The sequence below is a fragment of the Synechococcus sp. MIT S9507 genome (assembly GCF_047304715.1).
Classification (GTDB): domain Bacteria; phylum Cyanobacteriota; class Cyanobacteriia; order PCC-6307; family Cyanobiaceae; genus Synechococcus_C.
In genome coordinates, this window is record NZ_CP138970.1 from 1458717 (window position 1) to 1475097 (window position 16381).

Below are 16381 nucleotides of genomic sequence, written 5' to 3' on the forward strand. Positions count from 1 at the left end.
CCACTTACCTTGCTCGCAGAGAGGAAGCCATCGTTAATCGAGACCTATGTGTTCCTGAGGGTTTCATCCGATCTAAGCGTACTGCTGAATTGATAGGACTTCCTTTGGTGCCGTGTTCTAGAAAGCTGCTTGTCTATCGGGGTATCCATTACGTTAAATGAGGCTGGTTTGAACTTTAAAATGAGGATTGCTTTGAATAACTTAGTTGCCAAGCACTCCTGACTCGGTATTAGTTCTTGTCTTATCGATTAATCGTTGTTGTTTGAGTTCTGTTTACATATTATTCTCTGTCAATTCAACTGTTTTTGCCTTGAAGCGCCTGTTTAGTGTGGGAGCAGGCTTGTCGTTTGAGCTCTTTAAATTGAACTCAATCTTAACTTCAATTGTTTGACTGTTGCAAGGTGAGATTTTTGGTGTTGATGCTCGAAATAAAGATTGAATTTGGGAGTGTTTGTGTCTTGCCTAGCTTGCGTAGGCTGATTCAGTAATCGGATCATTTTCGATCGAGTAGTCAGAGACGTTTGCGCGAATGTCCAGCATTTGGCCTTGCGGTGACATTTTCCAGAGTTCCAGCCGTGCCTCCCTCGGTGCTTCAAACCAGAAAAGTTCTTTTGGCATTACCACCTTTTCAAGATAAAAATGATGTTTGCCGACGCACTTCACCACCACCATTTTGTTCGTGTCATTCCGGTAAACGCATTCCATCATCTGAATTCTGAGCTGATGCTTCTAATTTCCTCAGGATGCGCCGGCATAAATGTCTAATTCGTCACCGAATTCATACAAAGCTGGTTTTGATTTTTTGGCTTGATACCGAATGATCTGATTTGGTAGTTGTTGTGACTGATCTTTTGTTCGTGGCAATACAAATAACTCCTCTTGTCTTTGTTTTGGTGGCTTTAACTTTTGTGAGCTCAGGCGACTGCTGTAGTTGAGGCTTCCTGCGTCACTGTCTGATGTGTTGGATAATGATTTGGACGACGAGGTTGCTTCAGTGCAGACTCGTATAGCTGTAGTGGTGGTTCAACGTGTCCTGCTTGGGCAAGGTCAGATGCAAAGGAAGGATTGCAGCTATTTAGTCGAGACCAACTTGGCAGCTGATGCGCAATGGGTGATGCAAGTAGTCCGTTCAAGCTTGGGCGCAGCAGGTCAGCAAAGCGGTGCAATGCCAACTCTTCGCCATGGCGGTCGTAGGGAAGACGGTTGATGGCAGAATCAAGTCCGAATTGACGGACGCGGTCTTCGCCCACACGTCTGTAAAGCACCTCCAGTGTCGGTAGTTGATCCATCGACATCACGCAGCCTTCGTGCTCCATCAGGCTGCGCAGGACAGTGCAAAAGATTTCGCTGGCCATGCGTTGCAGCCCTTCGTCGGGCTTGTTTCCCAGGCTTTTGTGTTTGTGATCAAACAACCCAAGATCCACTTGTGTGATCCTGCTGGGTGCAACGTGTCGATAGACCTCGGAGAGCAGCCCCATTTCGAGGCCCCAGTCTGATGGGATTCGCAAATTCATCGCCAGATCGCGTGTGAAAGCGAACTCACCGGCCAGTGGATAACGAAAGGTTTGGAGGTAGCGCAGGTAAGGCAGTGTCCCAAAAATTTGCTCCAGGCTTGCCAGTAACGGGCCTACAAATAGTCGTGTGGCCCGCCCTTGTAGAGCCTGGGTTTCTAATGAAAGACGGCTATAGAACGCCTTCACGTAGGCCATTCCGTGAGACGGGTTGAGTAATGGACGCAGCATCCGTTCCGGATAGCCAGAGCCAAAGGTGCGGATGTCTGCATCAAATAATCCGATGACTTCAGCTTGCTGACACGCAACTCCCAACCCTTGCCATACAGCCCAGCCTTTGCCGGGAGGGCCTGTTAAATCCAGGCCCAAGCTGCCCATGGAGGAGAGCACTTCCATCACTGCAGGGCTGTTTGTCCAGTGCACCTGCACCGGGAACGGCATATCGGCAAAGAAGGCTTTGGCTGTGTTGACGTCTTCGATGCTCTTGGCGGAAAGGGCGATCACCAGGCTGGAAAGTCCTGTGAGCTTGGACAGCGTGTCGCGGATCAGGGCTAGTGCTGGCCGATTGAATTCCTCCATCAGACAAGGAATCAGCAAGGCGGTCGGTCTTTGCTGAAGCTCTTTGTTGAAGTCGATGGCGTCGAGATTGCCAAGGCTGTAATCATGAACCGTGGTGATCAGGCTTTGCTGAAAATCCATGCGGTGTTCGATGCGACAACAGAGGAGAGAAACCTGTTCCATACCTGAACAACGTTCTGGTGGAACCTGATGCAGCCTCCGCGCGATCCAACGCTGCGAACCCTGCTAAGTGATCTCTACCCGCACAATTCTTCCGGCGATCTCCAAGCGTTGTCGTCGCAATTGCTGCAAATTCTCGGACCGGCTTCAGAGCATGCCGATTCGGCAGATGCGAATCACTGCTGGTATCGAGACGATGTGGTGTTGATCACCTACGCGGATTCTGTCGTTGATGATGCAAAACCTGGATTGCAGGCCCTGCGTAGCTTTGTCAACCGCCATCTGCAGGTGTTTGCAACTGTGATTCATGTGCTGCCGTTTCTTGAGTCCACCAGCGACGGCGGGTTTGCCGTTTCAAGTCATGAGCAGTTGGAGTCGCGGCATGGCGACTGGAGTGATCTCGCTGCGTTGGCCGAGGGGCGTCGATTGATGGCCGATCTGGTGCTCAACCATGTTTCTGCGTCTCATCCATGGGTGCGTCAGTTTCTGAGAGATGAGGAGCCTGGTCGTTTGTGTGTGCTGGAAGCTGCCCCTGATCCCTGCTGGGACGATGTGGTCCGTCCGCGCAGTTCAGCGCTGTTCACCCAACTGCAGAGCTCCGTGGGTCAGCGTCAGGTGTGGACCACATTCGGACCGGATCAGGTTGATCTGGATTGGCGTTGTCCTGAAGTTCTGCTTGGCTTCACGCGTTTGTTGAAGCAGAAGCTCGCCCATGGTGTGCGTTGGATTCGACTCGATGCCGTTGGTTTCGTCTGGAAGGAGCCCAACACCTCGTGCATTCATCGCCCTCAAGTCCATCGACTGGTTGAGGTGATGCGACATCTGCTCACGTACGCCTGCGCTGGTGGTGGCGTGGTGGTGACGGAGACCAATGTTCCGGAGCAGGAGAACCTTTCCTATCTGCGCAGTGGGCATGAAGCCCATCTCGCCTACAACTTCCCGCTTCCTCCCCTGTTGATGGAGGCCACCATGAGTGGGTCTGCAGATCTGCTGAACCGTTGGCTTACGCGCTGGCCCCAGCTGCCAAACTCCACCGCATTGCTCAACTTCACGGCCTGTCATGACGGGGTGGGGTTGAGGCCACTGGAGGGTCTGATGCCCCAGCGGCGTTTATTGAATTTTTTGATTGGCTGTGAGCAGCGAGGTGGCTTGGTGAGTCACCGTCGTCTCGCTGGTGGGGATGACGTTCCTTATGAGATCAACATCAGCTGGTGGAGCGCCATGGCTGATGGAGGTCTCGATCCAGCTCATCTTCAGCGCGAGCGGTTTCTGCTCACCGAAATGCTGAAGCTGGTGCTGCCAGGCATTCCTGCCTTTTATCTACCGGCTTTGCTTGCCAGTCCGAACGATCTGGCCCGCTTTCGTCAAAGTGGTCATCGCAGGGACCTCAATCGTCCTCAATTCAACGCAGCTGCGTTGGAGCGACGCCTTGATGATCCCGATAGCGACACGACCGCTGTGTTGACGGCTCTGCGCCAGGCACTCACGCTGCGGGCCGAGCTGCCTGCACTGCATCCGGACAGCGTCTTGGACGTGCTCAGCCCGGATCGCGTTGATCGTGTCGTTCTGCGTTGCTCCCATCAGGGTCACAGTTTGGTGGCTGTGCACAACTTCACGGCATCACGTCTGACGTTTGATCCCACCGTTCTGGGCGGCCGAGATGATCGGGTCTGGGTTGATCGTCTCACTGATCAGCAGTTTGCGCCGCTAAAGCGACATGCACTGGAGCCGTACGCCGTGCTCTGGCTGGTGCAGCCATGACGATGACTCCACATTTCAACTGGTGGGTTGTGACTGATCTCGACGGCACGCTGATGGATCATCACTACGACTGGTCAGTTGCGATGGACGCGATCCGCTGCCTGCAGCGTCACGGCATTCCTGTGATCCCCTGTACGAGCAAGACGGTAGAGGAGGTGCTCAGCTTCCGTGAGTCGGCCGATCTGCACGATCCGTTCATCGTCGAAAACGGTGGAGCCATCTATGGAGAATCTGCAACCGGCGAGTTATGGCGCCAAGATCTTGGCCCATCCTGGAGACAGCTCAGACCGCAGCTTGCTGATCTTGAGCGTGAGCTCGGGGAGCCGCTCCAGGCCCTCGATGATCTCAGTGAGATGGATGCTGATCGGCTCTTAGGCCTCAGCGGTGAGGCTCTGCAGATGGCACAGCGCCGTCAGTGCAGCGTTCCCTTCGTCCCACCGAAGCTCTCTGAATCTCGGCATCGTCTTCAGGTGCTGGCTGAGATGCGCCAGCTGGGCGTGGTGCAGGGCAATCGTCTCGGTCATCTGCTGGGTGCCGGTGTGAGCAAGGGCCAGGCACTGAAGACCCTCAAACAACGTCAGGGAGTTCCGGACGTGAAGGTGCTGGCTCTGGGGGATTCGCCCAATGACCTGCCGTTGCTGGATGTCAGCGACTGTGCGGTGGTGGTTCCAGGAGCAGCCGGACCGCACCCCAGGCTGCTGGCCGGTGTGGCGGAGGGTCGTTATCAACTGGCTTCAGCACCCCATGGTGAGGGTTGGTCAGCAGCAGTGTTGAAGTGGATTCCAGGGCTGCAGGACAACAACACGCTTCTCGCCTGAAAGTCTGTTCAGTCTCAGCCAAGAAGCAGCCGCTGCCACAGCTGCTTCGCTTCGGCAGAGGGATGCAGCTCCATTCCGTCGACCTGCTTGAGGGATCTGCAGCCCAGGCTGTTGATCAGCAGCGCCTGGTCGTCGGCTCGCAGCGACGGACCAATGTGCGTTTCTGTGACAACTCCCTGTTGCAGTGCTTTGGCTCGCATCACGCCTGGCACGCAACCGCTGCTCAGCGGTGGTGTGATCCAGGAGTCCTGTCGTTTCACCAGCAGGTTGGCGCTGTCGCCGCAGCAGAGATCACCGTTGGTGTTGCGCAGCAGAGCCAGTTCTGACCCCTGTGCCTTGGCTTCTCGTCTGGCCTGAATCGCCTGGCCGTAGGCGAAGGTCTTGCAGTGGCTGAGAACACTGTTGGTGTTGCGTTGTTCCTGAACACTGATCCAGGCCTGCGCGGGTTCAAAATCGGGCTGATGGGGTTGAAGGGTGAGCCAGAAGCGGTGCTGGGTTGGATCCGGTTCAGCTGATGGTAAGCCGATTCCACGGCCGGCAATGCTGCCCCTGCTCCAGTTGAGACGCATTGCTCCTGTTGTACCGACAGTGTTCAGGCTTGCTCGGGTGATGGCTTCATCAACCAGTTGCTCCAGCCAGGGGCGAGCTGGAGGTGCTGCCATCCCGAGCAGTGTTGCGCTGTGCTGCCACCGCTGCAGATGTTCACTCAGCAGCTGTGACGTTCCGTCCTGGATCAGGACCGTCTCAAACACTCCATCCGCAAGCTGCAGACCGCGATCGCTGAGAGGCATGCCGAGGGTGTCGGCACTGCCCCACTCGCCGTGATGCCAGCCAAGAGTTGTCGGTGTCATGTCAGTGCCTCCAGCAAGGGCAGCAGCTTCCAGTCGAGCTCGTCTGCTTCCGCCTCTGGATCGGAGTCAGCCACAATCCCGCAACCGGCATGGAGCCTTAGCTGTGCATCTTTTCGCAGCAGGGTGCGGATCAGGATGTTGCTGTCGAAGCGGCCGTTCCAGTCGAGGTGGATCAGCGAGCCGCAATAGGGGCCACGGCCCTGAGCTTCCAGCTCATGCAGCCGTTGGCAGGCTCTCAGCTTGGGTGCTCCAGTGATTGAACCGCCTGGCCAGCTGGCTTCCAGCAGATCCACCCAGGTGGCATCCGAACGCAGCTGACCGGTGATAACGGAGGTGAGATGGTGCACCCGGGCATAGCTCTCGAGCCGCACCAGGTCTGGCACTTGCACCGATCCAGGTCGGCAGACTCGACCCAGGTCATTGCGCAGCAGATCCACGATCATCACGTTTTCGGCGCGATCCTTGGTGCTGCAGACCAAGTCCGCTGCCAGATCGTCGTCGATGCAGGGATCAGCATGGCGTGGGCGGGTTCCTTTGATCGGTCTTGTCTGGACTGCTCCGCTGGCCTCCACCTGCAGAAAGCGCTCGGGGGAGGTGGAGAGAACCGCTTCACCTGCTGCAGCACCACTGCCAATCAGAAGACCGCTGAAGGGGGCAGGGCATTGATCGCGTAACCGTCCGTACAGCTCAAGATTGCCGACATTGCTGCTGAGGGTGCTGCTTGCGCAGCTGGTGAGGTTGGCCTGGAACAGATCGCCGCTGGCGATCAGCTCACGGATTCTGTTGACGCCTGCTTTGTAGGAGGCGCGATCGTTGTGCCGATGCCAGCTGCATCCAAGCTTCTGCGGAGTTCTTGACGGGTTCCGGGAGGTGTCAAGGCTCTCGAGAGTGCATGCCATTGCGGCATGGCGAATTGGGTCGACGCCCTCCAGATGGATCTCTCCGGCTTGAAGATCAAATCGCAGCACCGGATCATGGCGTGCGATCCAGAGGGTCGCCATCACATCGCCACGCCAGGGGTTGCCGGGTTCCGTCCAGGCGGCTGCATCGTAGCTGAGCCATCCAGTCCAGTGGCCGTCCCTGAGTTGCCGAAGAGTGGTGAAGGGGTTGGTGGCTCCCGGCTCTCCCGGCAGCCCTCGGCAGCAGTACTGCTCCAGAGGGTCAACGGCCAGGGTGATGTGCCGCCCAAGTTCGCTGCCATCTCCATCGAGCCAGATCAGTCCGCTCTCACCGTGAAGTTGAGCCAGGTTTTCAGCGACCAATGCCGGCTCGAGCCAGGGAAGACGCCTGCGCAGCAGGGTCATTGGTCTTCGCTACTGCATAGATCGGGGCGACCGGCATCGCGCAGAGCCGCATCACGGATGCGACAGCTGTCGCAGACGCTGCAGGGTCTGTTCCCTCCGCTGTAGCAGCTCCAGGTGGACTCAATCGGTACCCCCAGGCGCAGGGCTTCCTCCACGATCCGCTGCTTGCTCCATTCCACCAGGGGCGCCCAGAGCAGGGGGCCATGTCCTTCCCGTCCCACTTTGCTGCTGAGGTTCGCAAGGGTCTGGAAAGCCTCCAGATAGTCGGGCCGGCAATCGGGATACCCCGAGTAGTCCACGGCATTGACCCCAAGAACGACCCGGTCTGCGTTGCGGGCCTCAGCCAGGCTGAGGCCGATACTGATGAATACCGTGTTCCTTCCAGGCACATAGGTGTTGGGGATGACTCCCTCCTGCACCCCATGGGTCGGTAATGCCTGTTGCTGATCCGTTAGCGACGACCCCCCCCAACTGGCCAGGTTCACGCTGATGGTGTGGTGCTCGGCCAGGTTGAGAGCTGCGGCGATGGAGGTGGCTGCCTGCAGTTCACGTCGATGGCGCTGGCCGTAATCGAAGGAGAGCCCGATCACTCGCCCGCCCGCTTCCACCGCCAGAGCTGCAGCTGTGGCGGAATCCAGTCCGCCTGATAGGAGGGCAATCGCCGTGAAATCGGTCATGCTGAGCATTCTGTTGCCCTTGGGGTGATGACGAAGCCTCCGCATCAGTTGTTGTTGAAGCCGATCGCCAGCTTTGGAGCTCTTCTCTCGCTCTGCGCTGTGGCTTCGCTGCCCGGTGTTGCAATTCCTCGCCTGAATCTGACCGGTTATCCGCAGCCTGCCCCCGGCCTGAAGCGTTGGGTGATTCAGCCCTCGGGTCTGCTGCCCAAGAGTGCAGACCCCCTTATCTCTTCGCAACCGCTCGACTGGCGGATTCAGCTGATCGTGGGCCAGACGGTCACACTCGATTGCAACACTCAGCGGCTTTCAGGTTCTGGGATGACCATGCGCATGCTGCCCAAGGCATCCGGGAAGGCACTGTTCGAAGTGAAAGGTCCCGTCGCTGTGATCAGCACCAAGATGGCCTGCCCCGATGATCAGCCCACCCGAACGTCTTTCCTGTCGATGGGTAAACAGCCCTATCTGGTTCCGTACAACGCCTCCTGGCCGATTGTTGTGGATCTGCCCGAGAACATTGAATTGCGTTGGCGGGTCTGGAAAGCCGAGACACGCCAGCAGGAAGCCGTCCGGCTCTAGATCGGGCTCAGTGGGGCAGGAGCGGACCAAGGTTCAGAGCGAAGGCCTGGCGCCCCTCCAGCCGTCTGAGCTCCACGTGCAGATGGTCGGTGCTGGCCGAGCCGCTGCGACCGACGCGACCGATGCGGTCTCCGGCTCGCACCAGCTGACCTAGGTGAACGTCAGAGCTCTGAAGGTGGGCGTACACGGTCTGCCAGCCCCGGCCATGATCCAGCAACACCGTGAGCCCATAGCCGCTGATCGACTGCACCAGTTGTACCCGTCCAGAAAGCATGGCCTGAACCGGGGTTGCCGCAGGAGCGATCAGGTCATGGCCCACGTGCATGCGCCAGCGTTGGTGATCGTTGGAGTAGCGCCAGCCATAGGGCTTCATTTCCTGCGCAGGTTGCGGCAGCGGATACACCAGACGAAGCGTTTCGCCTTTGCGAAAAGGACGGTGCGACTTTGGTAGTCGTTGTGGGCGGGCATGGCTCAGCAAGGCGAGATTTGAGACACCGGTGCGTTGAGGCACCCGTTCGGGTCGGACGGGCTCAGCACAGATGTTTGGACCCAGACCGACCAAGGCCATCGCGATCAGCGTCCCTTGCGCTGTGATCGGCAGCAGATTGTTGCGCTGCATGGCAAGCGGATCTGATTCCGCTGTTGTATCGATTCAGCGCACGCCGAGCCACTTGTGGTTCTGCAGGCTCAGCCGCCAGCGTCCGTCTCTCTGTGCTTTGGCCACCGCCAGCTCCTGGCCTTCCTGGCTGTCCCACCCCGGTTGCACGAGCCAGTGAGCCTGAGGAGCCTGGGCGGCCACCACATCGGCGAACAGCAGATCGTCAGCTTCATGCACCACCACTTTCAGCTCATGGCAACTGGCTAGCAGATCCTGCCTGGGTGGTTTGTGTCGTTTCGGCGAGAGTGTGATCCAGTCGGGGCTGCCACTGAGGGGATCGACCCCGCTTGTTTCAAGGTGGATGGGTAGTGAGCAACTGCTGCGGATGGCGCTTGTCAGCGGTTCGAGCGGGTGGTGAAGAGGTTCTCCGCCAGTGATCACCACGAACGCCGCTCCAGCTCTGGCGGCCTTTAATACATCCTGTGCAAGCTCTTCGACTCTTCGTTGCGGGTGCACGTGTTCAGACCAGGAATGCTTGGTGTCACACCAGCTGCAGCCCACCTTGCAGCCACCGAGGCGGATGAAAAAAGCACTGCGACCCGCATGCAGACCTTCCCCTTGCAAGGAGTGGAAGGTTTCCACCAATGGCAGGCCGTCGATGGACTTGGCAATGCTCAAGGTTTGCGGCTGGCTTCAGGGAAATCACGGCTGCCGATGGTTGAACCTTGTTGCCGCAGAGCCTCGCTTGGACTGGAGGGCAGGCGCTGCTGGGCTGCCTCGATCAAACCGCGGAACAGTGGATGAGGCCTGCCGGGTCGCGACAGGAACTCCGGGTGGTACTGGCAGGCTGTGAAGAAGGGATGACCCGGCAGCTCGATCAGCTCCACCAGCCGGCCATCCGGTGAGCTGCCGCTGATGCGATAACCCGACTCGAGGAAGAGGCTTCGGTAGGCGTTGTTGAACTCATAGCGGTGCCGGTGCCGTTCGTAGACCACCTGATCGCCGTAGAGGCGTGCTGCCATCGAGCCTTCCGCGATTCGGCAGGGATAAACGCCAAGGCGCATGGTGCCGCCGAGATCGATGACGTCCTGCTGCTCTGGAAGAAGGTGAATCACTGCATGCTGGGTTTCCGGGTCGAGTTCGGCACTGGATGCGTCGGTGAGACCGGCCTGATTGCGGGCCCACTCGATCACTGCCGTTTGCATGCCGAGACACAGACCCAGGAAGGGCACCCGCTGTTCCCTTGCCCAGCGGATGGCGGCCACTTTGCCGTCAACACCGCGGTTGCCGAAGCCACCCGGCACCACAACGGCGTCCATTCCTTTCAGCAGGCTTTCGGCGCCTTCGTCTTCGATCTGCTCAGCGCAGACCCAGTGCAAATCCAGTGAGGCATTCTGTGCCAGACAAGCGTGACGCAGGGCTTCCACCACAGAGAGGTAAGCGTCGTTGAGCTGCACGTATTTGCCCACCAGTGCCACCTTGACGGTCGGCCCTGGGTTGCGCATCTGATGCACGAGCTGTGCCCAGCCGGCCATGTCGCTCTCATGGTCCTCGAGTTGCAGCACATCGAGCACTTCGCGGCAGAGACCCTCGTCCTCAAGGGTCAACGGCACGGCATAAATGCTGTCGGCATCGAGGGAAGGAATGACGGCCCGTTCAGGGACCCCACAGAAACCGCCGATCTTGCGTTTGAGTTCGGGATTGATGTCCCGGTCGCTTCGGCAGACCAGCACATCGGGTTGGATGCCGATCGACCGCAGCTCCTTCACTGAATGTTGAGTGGGTTTGGTTTTCAGCTCTCCGGAGGTGCCGATGAAGGGCAGCAGGGTCACGTGGATATAGGCCAGGTCATGGCGACCCACATCCCCGCGGAATTCACGGATCGCTTCGAGAAATGGCAAAGATTCGATGTCACCCACGGTGCCGCCGATTTCTGTGATCACCACATCGGCGCCACTGTTGGCGGCCACGCGATGGATCCGTTCGCGGATCTCACCGGTGATGTGCGGAATCACCTGCACCGTGCCACCGTTGTAATCACCGCGGCGCTCCTTATTGATCACCGACTGGTAAATCGAGCCGGTGGTCACGCTGTTGAGGCGTGACATCGCCGTGTCGGTGAAGCGCTCGTAATGACCCAGGTCGAGGTCGGTCTCAGCCCCGTCCTCGGTGACGAAGACCTCGCCATGTTGAAAGGGGCTCATCGTGCCTGGGTCCACGTTGAGGTAAGGATCCAGCTTCAGAATCGAAACGCTGTAGCCACGCGATTTGAGCAGACGTCCCAGGCTTGCGGCCACGATGCCTTTGCCGATGCTGGAGACGACACCACCGGTAACGAAGACGAACTTGGCCATGAACCCCTGGTCGATTCTTCAATGTACCCATCGCACCAAGAGGACAAGGACCGGAGGTCTTCAGCCCTCCAGCAGGCTCCTGAGCATCCAGGCCGTCTTTTCGTGAATCTGCAGGCGCTGGGTCAGCAGATCAGCGGTGGGTTCATCGCTCGCTGTCTCCGCCAGAGGAAAGATGCTGCGGGCAGTTCTGGCCACGGCTTCATGGCCTGCAACCAGCTCCCTCACCATGTCGAGGGCTGCAGGTTGCTGAGTGACTTCCTTGATGGAAGCCAGTCCGGCCAGAGTCGCGCCGCCATAGGGGGCAACCACACCGAGAGCTCTGATTCTTTCAGCAATCTCGTCCAGCGAGTTCCACAGCTCGGTGTACTGGTTCATGAACATCAGATGCAGTGTGTTGAACATCGGACCGGTCACATTCCAGTGAAACCCGTGGGTTTTTCCGTAAAGCACATAGGTATCGGCAAGTAATCGACTCAGCCCAGCTGCGATTTCCTCGCGCTGTTCCTGAGGGATACCGATGTCGATCTGGGGCGCGCTGGCCATGGAAGAGGGTGGGGTAACGGTCGTTCGAATCAGGAATCCAGGCCCAGGATGTAATCCTTCACCTTGGATCGCCGCTGCGGTTGACGCAGCTTGAGCAGAGCTCGCGTCTCGATCTGACGAACTCTCTCTCGCGACAGCGCCATCGCTTCTCCGATTTCCGCAAGAGTGCGAGGGTGATCATCCTCAAGTCCGAAACGGCTGCGGATCACTTCCGCTTCGCGCGGCGTGAGTTCATCCAGCAGATGTTCCAGGTCGTCGTGGAGGGAATCACGGGTGAGGGTCTGTTCAGGTGTGGCACTTCCGTCTTCCAGCAGGTCTCCCAGCTGGGTGTCCTGGTCCTTGCCGACCCTGGTCTCCAGTGAGACCGAGCGAGGAACCCGCATCAGCGTCATGCGCACTGTTTCTTCACTCAGTCCCAGTTCCCTGGCCAGGTCACTCACCGATGCGAGGCGTCCCTTTTCGGTGGCGATCTCCTGCTGGGCGCGTTTGATGCGATTCAGTTTTTCGGTGACATGCACCGGCAGACGAATCGTTCGGCTCTGAGTGGCGATGGCCCTGGTGATCCCCTGACAGATCCACCAGTAGGCGTAGGTGCTGAAGCGGAAGCCTCTGGTGGGGTCAAATTTTTCCACGGCCCGTTCAAGGCCAAGCGTGCCCTCCTGGACGAGATCCAGCAGCTCCATGCCTCGCTGCTGATACTTCTTGGCCACCGCTACCACCAGGCGCAGGTTGGCCTGGATCATCCTGTCCCTGGCCCTGCGTCCCTCCCGAAGTCGTCGCTGCAATTCCTTGGCTTCCAGACCCACTTCCTCGGCCCAGAGGCTGTACCCCTCATTCAGCTGACGATTGAGTTCCTCGAGGGGCAACTCTGCCGCGCGTGCCCATTCCTGACGCGTGGGCCAGTGGCTCACCTGATTGGCTTCGCGCAGCTGCAGCTCCTCCAGATCCAGCAGGATCCGGATTGCTGCATGGCGTGTGCTGAGGTCCCGCTCCTGAACCAGCAGTTTCTCCCGCGCCTGGACCTGACGAGAGAGGGTGACTTCTTCCTCGCTGGTGAGCAGGTCGACTCGACCGATGTCCTGCAGATACAGGCGCAGCAGGTCGTTGCCACCGCTCCAGCGGATCGGGGCTTGCCCCGTCGATCGGGCGTGTTTGGCCAAGAAACCCTGGATGGCTCACTGTTTCTCCAGGGTTGATCATCTGAGAGTCCGGTGCTCCGAAACGCCGGTTTCTGTTCGGGTTCTAGTTCGCGGCCGCGTCGCTCTCTTCCACCCAGGTGCTGGCCACATGCAGCTCTTCAAGCTGCTTGCCGGCGACAGCGCCTGGAGCGTTGGTCATCAGACAACGCGCCTGCTGGGTCTTGGGGAAGGCGATTGTGTCACGGATCGATTCCTCGCCGGCCAGCAACATCACCATCCGGTCGACGCCGAAGGCCAGGCCTCCGTGTGGAGGAGCCCCCACATCAAGGGCGTCCATCAGGAAGCCGAACTGTTCCTGGGCTTCCTCCAGGGGCAGACCCACGGTCTGGAGCACCTGTCGCTGCAGTGCCGAGTCATGGATGCGCAGCGAGCCCCCACCGAGTTCAAGTCCGTTGAGCACGAGGTCATAAGCCTGAGCGCGGGCTTGCGGCAGTGTTTTGGCCCATTCCGATGGGTCGTTGCCCAGATCTTCTGCGTTTGGAGCGCAGAAGGGGTGATGCAGAGCCTCAAAACGATTCTCATCGCTGTTGAACTCGAACATCGGAAAGTCCACGACCCAGAGGAAGTTCCATTGGTCGTTGTCTCGGTCGGCTTGGACCATGTCCAGCTCCCTGGCCAGATACTGACGCACCCGGTCGAGGGCTTTGTTGACTGTGGCGGTGTCACCGGCACCGAACAGCAGCAGCGTGCCTGGCTGGGCTCCGGTGCGACTGAGCAGCTCCTGCTTCTGCTCATCGCTGAGGTTGTCCTTGATCGCACCGATCGTGTCGATCTCTCCCCCTTCGCGCACGCGGATGAAGGCCAGACCTCCCGCTCCAGCGGCCTGGGCCTCGCCGAACACATCGCCACCGGGCTTGATCCGCACATTGGAGAGAGCGTCGTTGCCGCCCGGCACCGCAATCACCTTCACCGCGCCGCCGGACTTCACCGCACCGCTGAACACCTTGAACCCCATCTCCTTGACGATGTCCGAAACGGTCACCAGCTCCATGCCGTAACGGGTGTCGGGTCGGTCGGTGCCGTAGCGCTCCATGGCGTCATGCCAGGTCATGCGCGGGAAGGGGCGGGGCAGCTCGATTCCTTTCACCGCCTTCCAGATGGCGCAGATCAGCGATTCATTCAGCTCCAGGATCTGCTCCTGATCCATGAAGCTCATTTCGATGTCCAGCTGGGTGAACTCCGGTTGGCGGTCGGCGCGCAGGTCTTCGTCGCGGAAACAGCGGGCCACCTGGTAGTAGCGCTCAATACCCCCCACCATCAGCAGTTGCTTGAACAGCTGGGGGGACTGGGGCAGGGCGAACCAGTCGCCGCCGCAGACCCGGCTGGGCAATACATAATCGCGGGCTCCTTCCGGGGTGGAGCGGGTCAGCACCGGGGTTTCCACCTCGATGAAGCCTTCGTCCTCCAGGAAGCGACGGGCGGCCTGGATGGTCTGAGCCCGCAGCCGCAGGTTGTCGTTCATGCGCTTGCGGCGCAGATCCAGATAGCGATGGCGCAGTCGGAGCTCTTCGCGGGTGTTCTCCTCGTCGTGCACGGAAACGGGGAAGGGAAGGTTCCCCTTCACGCTGTTAAGCACGGTGATGCTGCTGGCCAGCACTTCCACAGCGCCGGTTGCCAGCTTCTCGTTGAGGGATTCAGCTGGGCGACCTCGCACTTTCCCCTCAACCTGCAGCACGGTTTCGCTGCGCAGATGTTCGGCCACAGCAAATGCCTCTGCACCGAGATCGGGGTCCACGGTGATCTGCACTGTGCCGCTGCGATCGCGCAGGTCAATGAAAATCACACCGCCATGGTCCCGGCGTCGATCCACCCAGCCGCACAGCTGCACCTGCTTATCAATGTGCTGCTTGCGCAGGTCGCCGCAACCGTTGCTGCGCATGGGATCAATTCAGCTGGTGACAGGCGAGTTTCCCATAGCCCGTGCCCCTTTATCCACGCCTGTAGAAGGGCCGCTTCACCACCGTGGCCGGTTGCACCTGCCCGCGGATCTCCACACCAAGTTCGCTGCCGATCTTGGCCAGTTCCTTGGGCACAACGGCAAGGGCGATGGCCTCCTCCAGGGTGGGTGACCAGCTGCCACTGGTGACCACCCCCACCTTTTCACCGTTGTGCAGCACTGGATAGTCATGCCTGGCAATGGCTCGGCCCTTCAGCTTCAATCCCACCAACCGCTGTGAGGGCCCGTCGGCAGCGACCTGCTCCAGAGCCTTGCGTCCAATGAAGTCCTGCGGCATCTCGAGGTGGACCAGCCAACCCAGGCCTGTTTCGAATGGGTTGGTGCTGGCGGTCATGTCCTGGCCGTAAAGGTGCATGGCGGCCTCCAGACGCAGGGTGTCGCGTGCTCCTAGGCCGCATGGCATCACATCCAGTTCCAGCAGTCGTGACCAGAGTTTGCGTCCATCTGTCTGGTTCAGAAGGAGTTCAGCACCGTCTTCTCCCGTGTAGCCGGTCCGGGCGCAGAACACCTCTTCGCCCAGCCCTTGAAGTCGCAATTGGCGATGGCCAAAGCGAGGTAGCTCATGCAGAGGTTCTCCGCTCAGCTTCTCGAGAATGGCAATGGCCTTCGGACCCTGCAGAGCCAGCAGCACGCCATCCTTCTTTTCGTCCTCAACACGCAGACCTCGCGGTTCCAGCTGCTGTTTCAGCCAGGCCGTATCGCTGTCGGCGCAGGCGGCATTGATCACCACCAGCAGAGTGCCGTCGCCGGAAGCAGTCTCCCCCTGGTCGTAAACAATCAGGTCGTCACGGATGCCGCCGTTGTTGTTGAGCAGCACCGTGTAACAGGCCTGTCCTGGGCCGATCCGGTGCAGGTCTGTTGGGACCAGGGTCTGCAGAGCATCCTTGGGATTGCTGCCTTCGATCCGAAGGACGCCCATGTGGGAGATGTCGAACATCCCCGCGGCTTCGCGCACGGCTTTGTGTTCGGCGATCAGCCCCGAGAACTGCACTGCCATCTCCCAGCCGGCAAAGGGAACCATGCGGCCCTTGGCCTCGTGGCAAAGGTCATGGAGCGGCGTGCGTTGCAGATCCATGACGGAGACCAGGCGGTTACAGCGGATCCTATGGATGCAGTTCCGGTTTGCGTTGGAAGTGGAAGCAAAGCCGCAGATTGCAGCTCCGGCATCGACCGCAATGGAAAGCGTCCTTAGCTTGAACTCCATAGTTCAGAACGCCAACTGTCCAAGTCCTCCAGCCAGTCTTGTCAACACTGCATTCCTGCTCAGGGCGGCGGGGGTGGGGGCTGGTGCAGGCTGCGGAATCTGACGGTGCACGTTGAGCTCGCAAGGGTGATCTGGTGCCATCACTGGACAGCGCGCGCTCCTGTTCTCCCTGGCCTGGTGTCGTCTGAGCAGCCTCTCGTCGGAGGCGACCGGCAGCTGGACCTCGGATCTTCCGTTGATGGTTTAGGGCAATCTGAAGAACCAGCCCAGGTGCTGTGACCCATTCAGGG

16 protein-coding genes are annotated in these 16381 nt (G+C 59.2%); 4 read left to right on the forward strand and 12 right to left on the reverse strand.

The features are described 5' to 3' along the window. Positions 1 to 462: 462 nt before the first annotated feature. Together SIB83_RS07655 and SIB83_RS07660 are read right to left on the reverse strand one after the other, a co-directional pair. Positions 463 to 672, reverse strand: coding sequence for a DUF1830 domain-containing protein (locus tag SIB83_RS07655; protein ID WP_413745453.1), 210 nt, complete (start codon positions 670 to 672; stop codon positions 463 to 465). 242 nt (positions 673 to 914) lie between these two features. Continuing rightward, positions 915 to 2210 (reverse strand): glycosyl transferase, encoded by a 1296-nt coding sequence (locus tag SIB83_RS07660; RefSeq protein WP_413745454.1) that lies wholly within the window; start codon positions 2208 to 2210, stop codon positions 915 to 917. 69 nt (positions 2211 to 2279) lie between these two features. On the opposite strand from SIB83_RS07660, the gene SIB83_RS07665 reads away from it, so the two are divergent. Then, positions 2280 to 4010, forward strand: coding sequence for an alpha-amylase family glycosyl hydrolase (locus SIB83_RS07665; RefSeq protein WP_413745455.1), 1731 nt, complete (start codon positions 2280 to 2282; stop codon positions 4008 to 4010). Then, entirely contained in the window at positions 4007 to 4828 is an 822-nt protein-coding gene (locus SIB83_RS07670; protein WP_413745456.1) for an HAD-IIB family hydrolase, read from the forward strand. The genes SIB83_RS07665 and SIB83_RS07670 overlap by 4 nt, the downstream gene beginning before the upstream one ends. Before the next feature lie 14 nt (positions 4829 to 4842). On the opposite strand, the gene SIB83_RS07675 is transcribed toward SIB83_RS07670, so the two are convergent. From SIB83_RS07675 to queC, 3 genes are read right to left on the reverse strand one after another with little or no spacing between them, the layout of a single operon-like run. After that, entirely contained in the window at positions 4843 to 5679 is an 837-nt protein-coding gene (locus tag SIB83_RS07675) for an aminotransferase class IV (RefSeq protein ID WP_413745457.1), read from the reverse strand. Further along, the gene (locus SIB83_RS07680) at positions 5676 to 6983 is read right to left on the reverse strand and encodes an anthranilate synthase component I family protein (protein ID WP_413404793.1); all 1308 of its coding nucleotides are present in this window, start codon (positions 6981 to 6983) and stop codon (positions 5676 to 5678) included. The genes SIB83_RS07675 and SIB83_RS07680 overlap by 4 nt, the downstream gene beginning before the upstream one ends. Then, positions 6980 to 7660 (reverse strand): 7-cyano-7-deazaguanine synthase QueC, encoded by a 681-nt coding sequence (gene queC, locus SIB83_RS07685; protein WP_413406211.1) that lies wholly within the window; start codon positions 7658 to 7660, stop codon positions 6980 to 6982. The genes SIB83_RS07680 and queC overlap by 4 nt, the downstream gene beginning before the upstream one ends. 27 nt (positions 7661 to 7687) lie before the next feature. Here queC and SIB83_RS07690 point away from each other — a divergent pair, with 27 nt between their 5' ends. After that, complete coding sequence (locus tag SIB83_RS07690) at positions 7688 to 8236, forward strand: ecotin family protein (RefSeq protein ID WP_413745458.1); 549 nt, start codon at positions 7688 to 7690, stop codon at positions 8234 to 8236. A gap of 7 nt (positions 8237 to 8243) precedes the next feature. On the opposite strand, the gene SIB83_RS07695 is transcribed toward SIB83_RS07690, so the two are convergent. The 7 genes from SIB83_RS07695 to gcvT form a co-directional block, all read right to left on the reverse strand. Beyond that, complete coding sequence (locus tag SIB83_RS07695) at positions 8244 to 8855, reverse strand: M23 family metallopeptidase (protein ID WP_413745459.1); 612 nt, start codon at positions 8853 to 8855, stop codon at positions 8244 to 8246. A 33-nt stretch (positions 8856 to 8888) separates the two neighbouring features. Next, complete coding sequence (locus SIB83_RS07700; protein WP_413747328.1) at positions 8889 to 9506, reverse strand: 7-carboxy-7-deazaguanine synthase QueE; 618 nt, start codon at positions 9504 to 9506, stop codon at positions 8889 to 8891. A gap of 2 nt (positions 9507 to 9508) precedes the next feature. Next, entirely contained in the window at positions 9509 to 11188 is a 1680-nt protein-coding gene (locus SIB83_RS07705) for a CTP synthase (protein WP_413745460.1), read from the reverse strand. Positions 11189 to 11248: 60 nt separating this feature from the next. Next, entirely contained in the window at positions 11249 to 11731 is a 483-nt protein-coding gene (locus SIB83_RS07710; RefSeq protein ID WP_413404801.1) for a Dps family protein, read from the reverse strand. A gap of 29 nt (positions 11732 to 11760) precedes the next feature. Next, complete coding sequence (locus tag SIB83_RS07715; protein ID WP_413745461.1) at positions 11761 to 12891, reverse strand: RNA polymerase sigma factor, RpoD/SigA family; 1131 nt, start codon at positions 12889 to 12891, stop codon at positions 11761 to 11763. 82 nt (positions 12892 to 12973) lie between these two features. Beyond that, a complete protein-coding gene (gene aspS, locus SIB83_RS07720) occupies positions 12974 to 14809 on the reverse strand; it encodes an aspartate--tRNA ligase (protein WP_413404805.1) in 1836 nt (611 codons plus the stop codon). Positions 14810 to 14858: 49 nt separating this feature from the next. Then, positions 14859 to 15962, reverse strand: coding sequence for a glycine cleavage system aminomethyltransferase GcvT (gene gcvT, locus SIB83_RS07725; RefSeq protein WP_413745462.1), 1104 nt, complete (start codon positions 15960 to 15962; stop codon positions 14859 to 14861). A gap of 234 nt (positions 15963 to 16196) precedes the next feature. On the opposite strand from gcvT, the gene SIB83_RS07730 reads away from it, so the two are divergent. After that, positions 16197 to 16370, forward strand: coding sequence for a hypothetical protein (locus SIB83_RS07730; RefSeq protein ID WP_413404809.1), 174 nt, complete (start codon positions 16197 to 16199; stop codon positions 16368 to 16370). Positions 16371 to 16381 lie beyond the last annotated feature (11 nt).

Excerpts from the sequence above, each read along its gene's own strand:
- SIB83_RS07680 (WP_413404793.1), bottom strand. The coding sequence starts at position 6,983 with ATGACCCTGCTGCGCAGGCGTCTTCCCTGGCTCGAGCCGGCATTGGTC.
- SIB83_RS07665 (WP_413745455.1), top strand. The coding sequence starts at position 2,280 with ATGCAGCCTCCGCGCGATCCAACGCTGCGAACCCTGCTAAGTGATCTC.
- SIB83_RS07710 (WP_413404801.1), bottom strand. The coding sequence starts at position 11,731 with ATGGCCAGCGCGCCCCAGATCGACATCGGTATCCCTCAGGAACAGCGC.
- queC (WP_413406211.1), bottom strand. The coding sequence starts at position 7,660 with ATGACCGATTTCACGGCGATTGCCCTCCTATCAGGCGGACTGGATTCC.
- SIB83_RS07675 (WP_413745457.1), bottom strand. The coding sequence starts at position 5,679 with ATGACACCGACAACTCTTGGCTGGCATCACGGCGAGTGGGGCAGTGCC.
- SIB83_RS07690 (WP_413745458.1), top strand. The coding sequence starts at position 7,688 with ATGACGAAGCCTCCGCATCAGTTGTTGTTGAAGCCGATCGCCAGCTTT.
- aspS (WP_413404805.1), bottom strand. The coding sequence starts at position 14,809 with ATGCGCAGCAACGGTTGCGGCGACCTGCGCAAGCAGCACATTGATAAG.
- SIB83_RS07655 (WP_413745453.1), bottom strand. The coding sequence starts at position 672 with ATGGTGGTGGTGAAGTGCGTCGGCAAACATCATTTTTATCTTGAAAAG.
- SIB83_RS07705 (WP_413745460.1), bottom strand. The coding sequence starts at position 11,188 with ATGGCCAAGTTCGTCTTCGTTACCGGTGGTGTCGTCTCCAGCATCGGC.
- SIB83_RS07670 (WP_413745456.1), top strand. The coding sequence starts at position 4,007 with ATGACGATGACTCCACATTTCAACTGGTGGGTTGTGACTGATCTCGAC.
- SIB83_RS07660 (WP_413745454.1), bottom strand. The coding sequence starts at position 2,210 with ATGGATTTTCAGCAAAGCCTGATCACCACGGTTCATGATTACAGCCTT.
- gcvT (WP_413745462.1), bottom strand. The coding sequence starts at position 15,962 with ATGGATCTGCAACGCACGCCGCTCCATGACCTTTGCCACGAGGCCAAG.
- SIB83_RS07695 (WP_413745459.1), bottom strand. The coding sequence starts at position 8,855 with ATGCAGCGCAACAATCTGCTGCCGATCACAGCGCAAGGGACGCTGATC.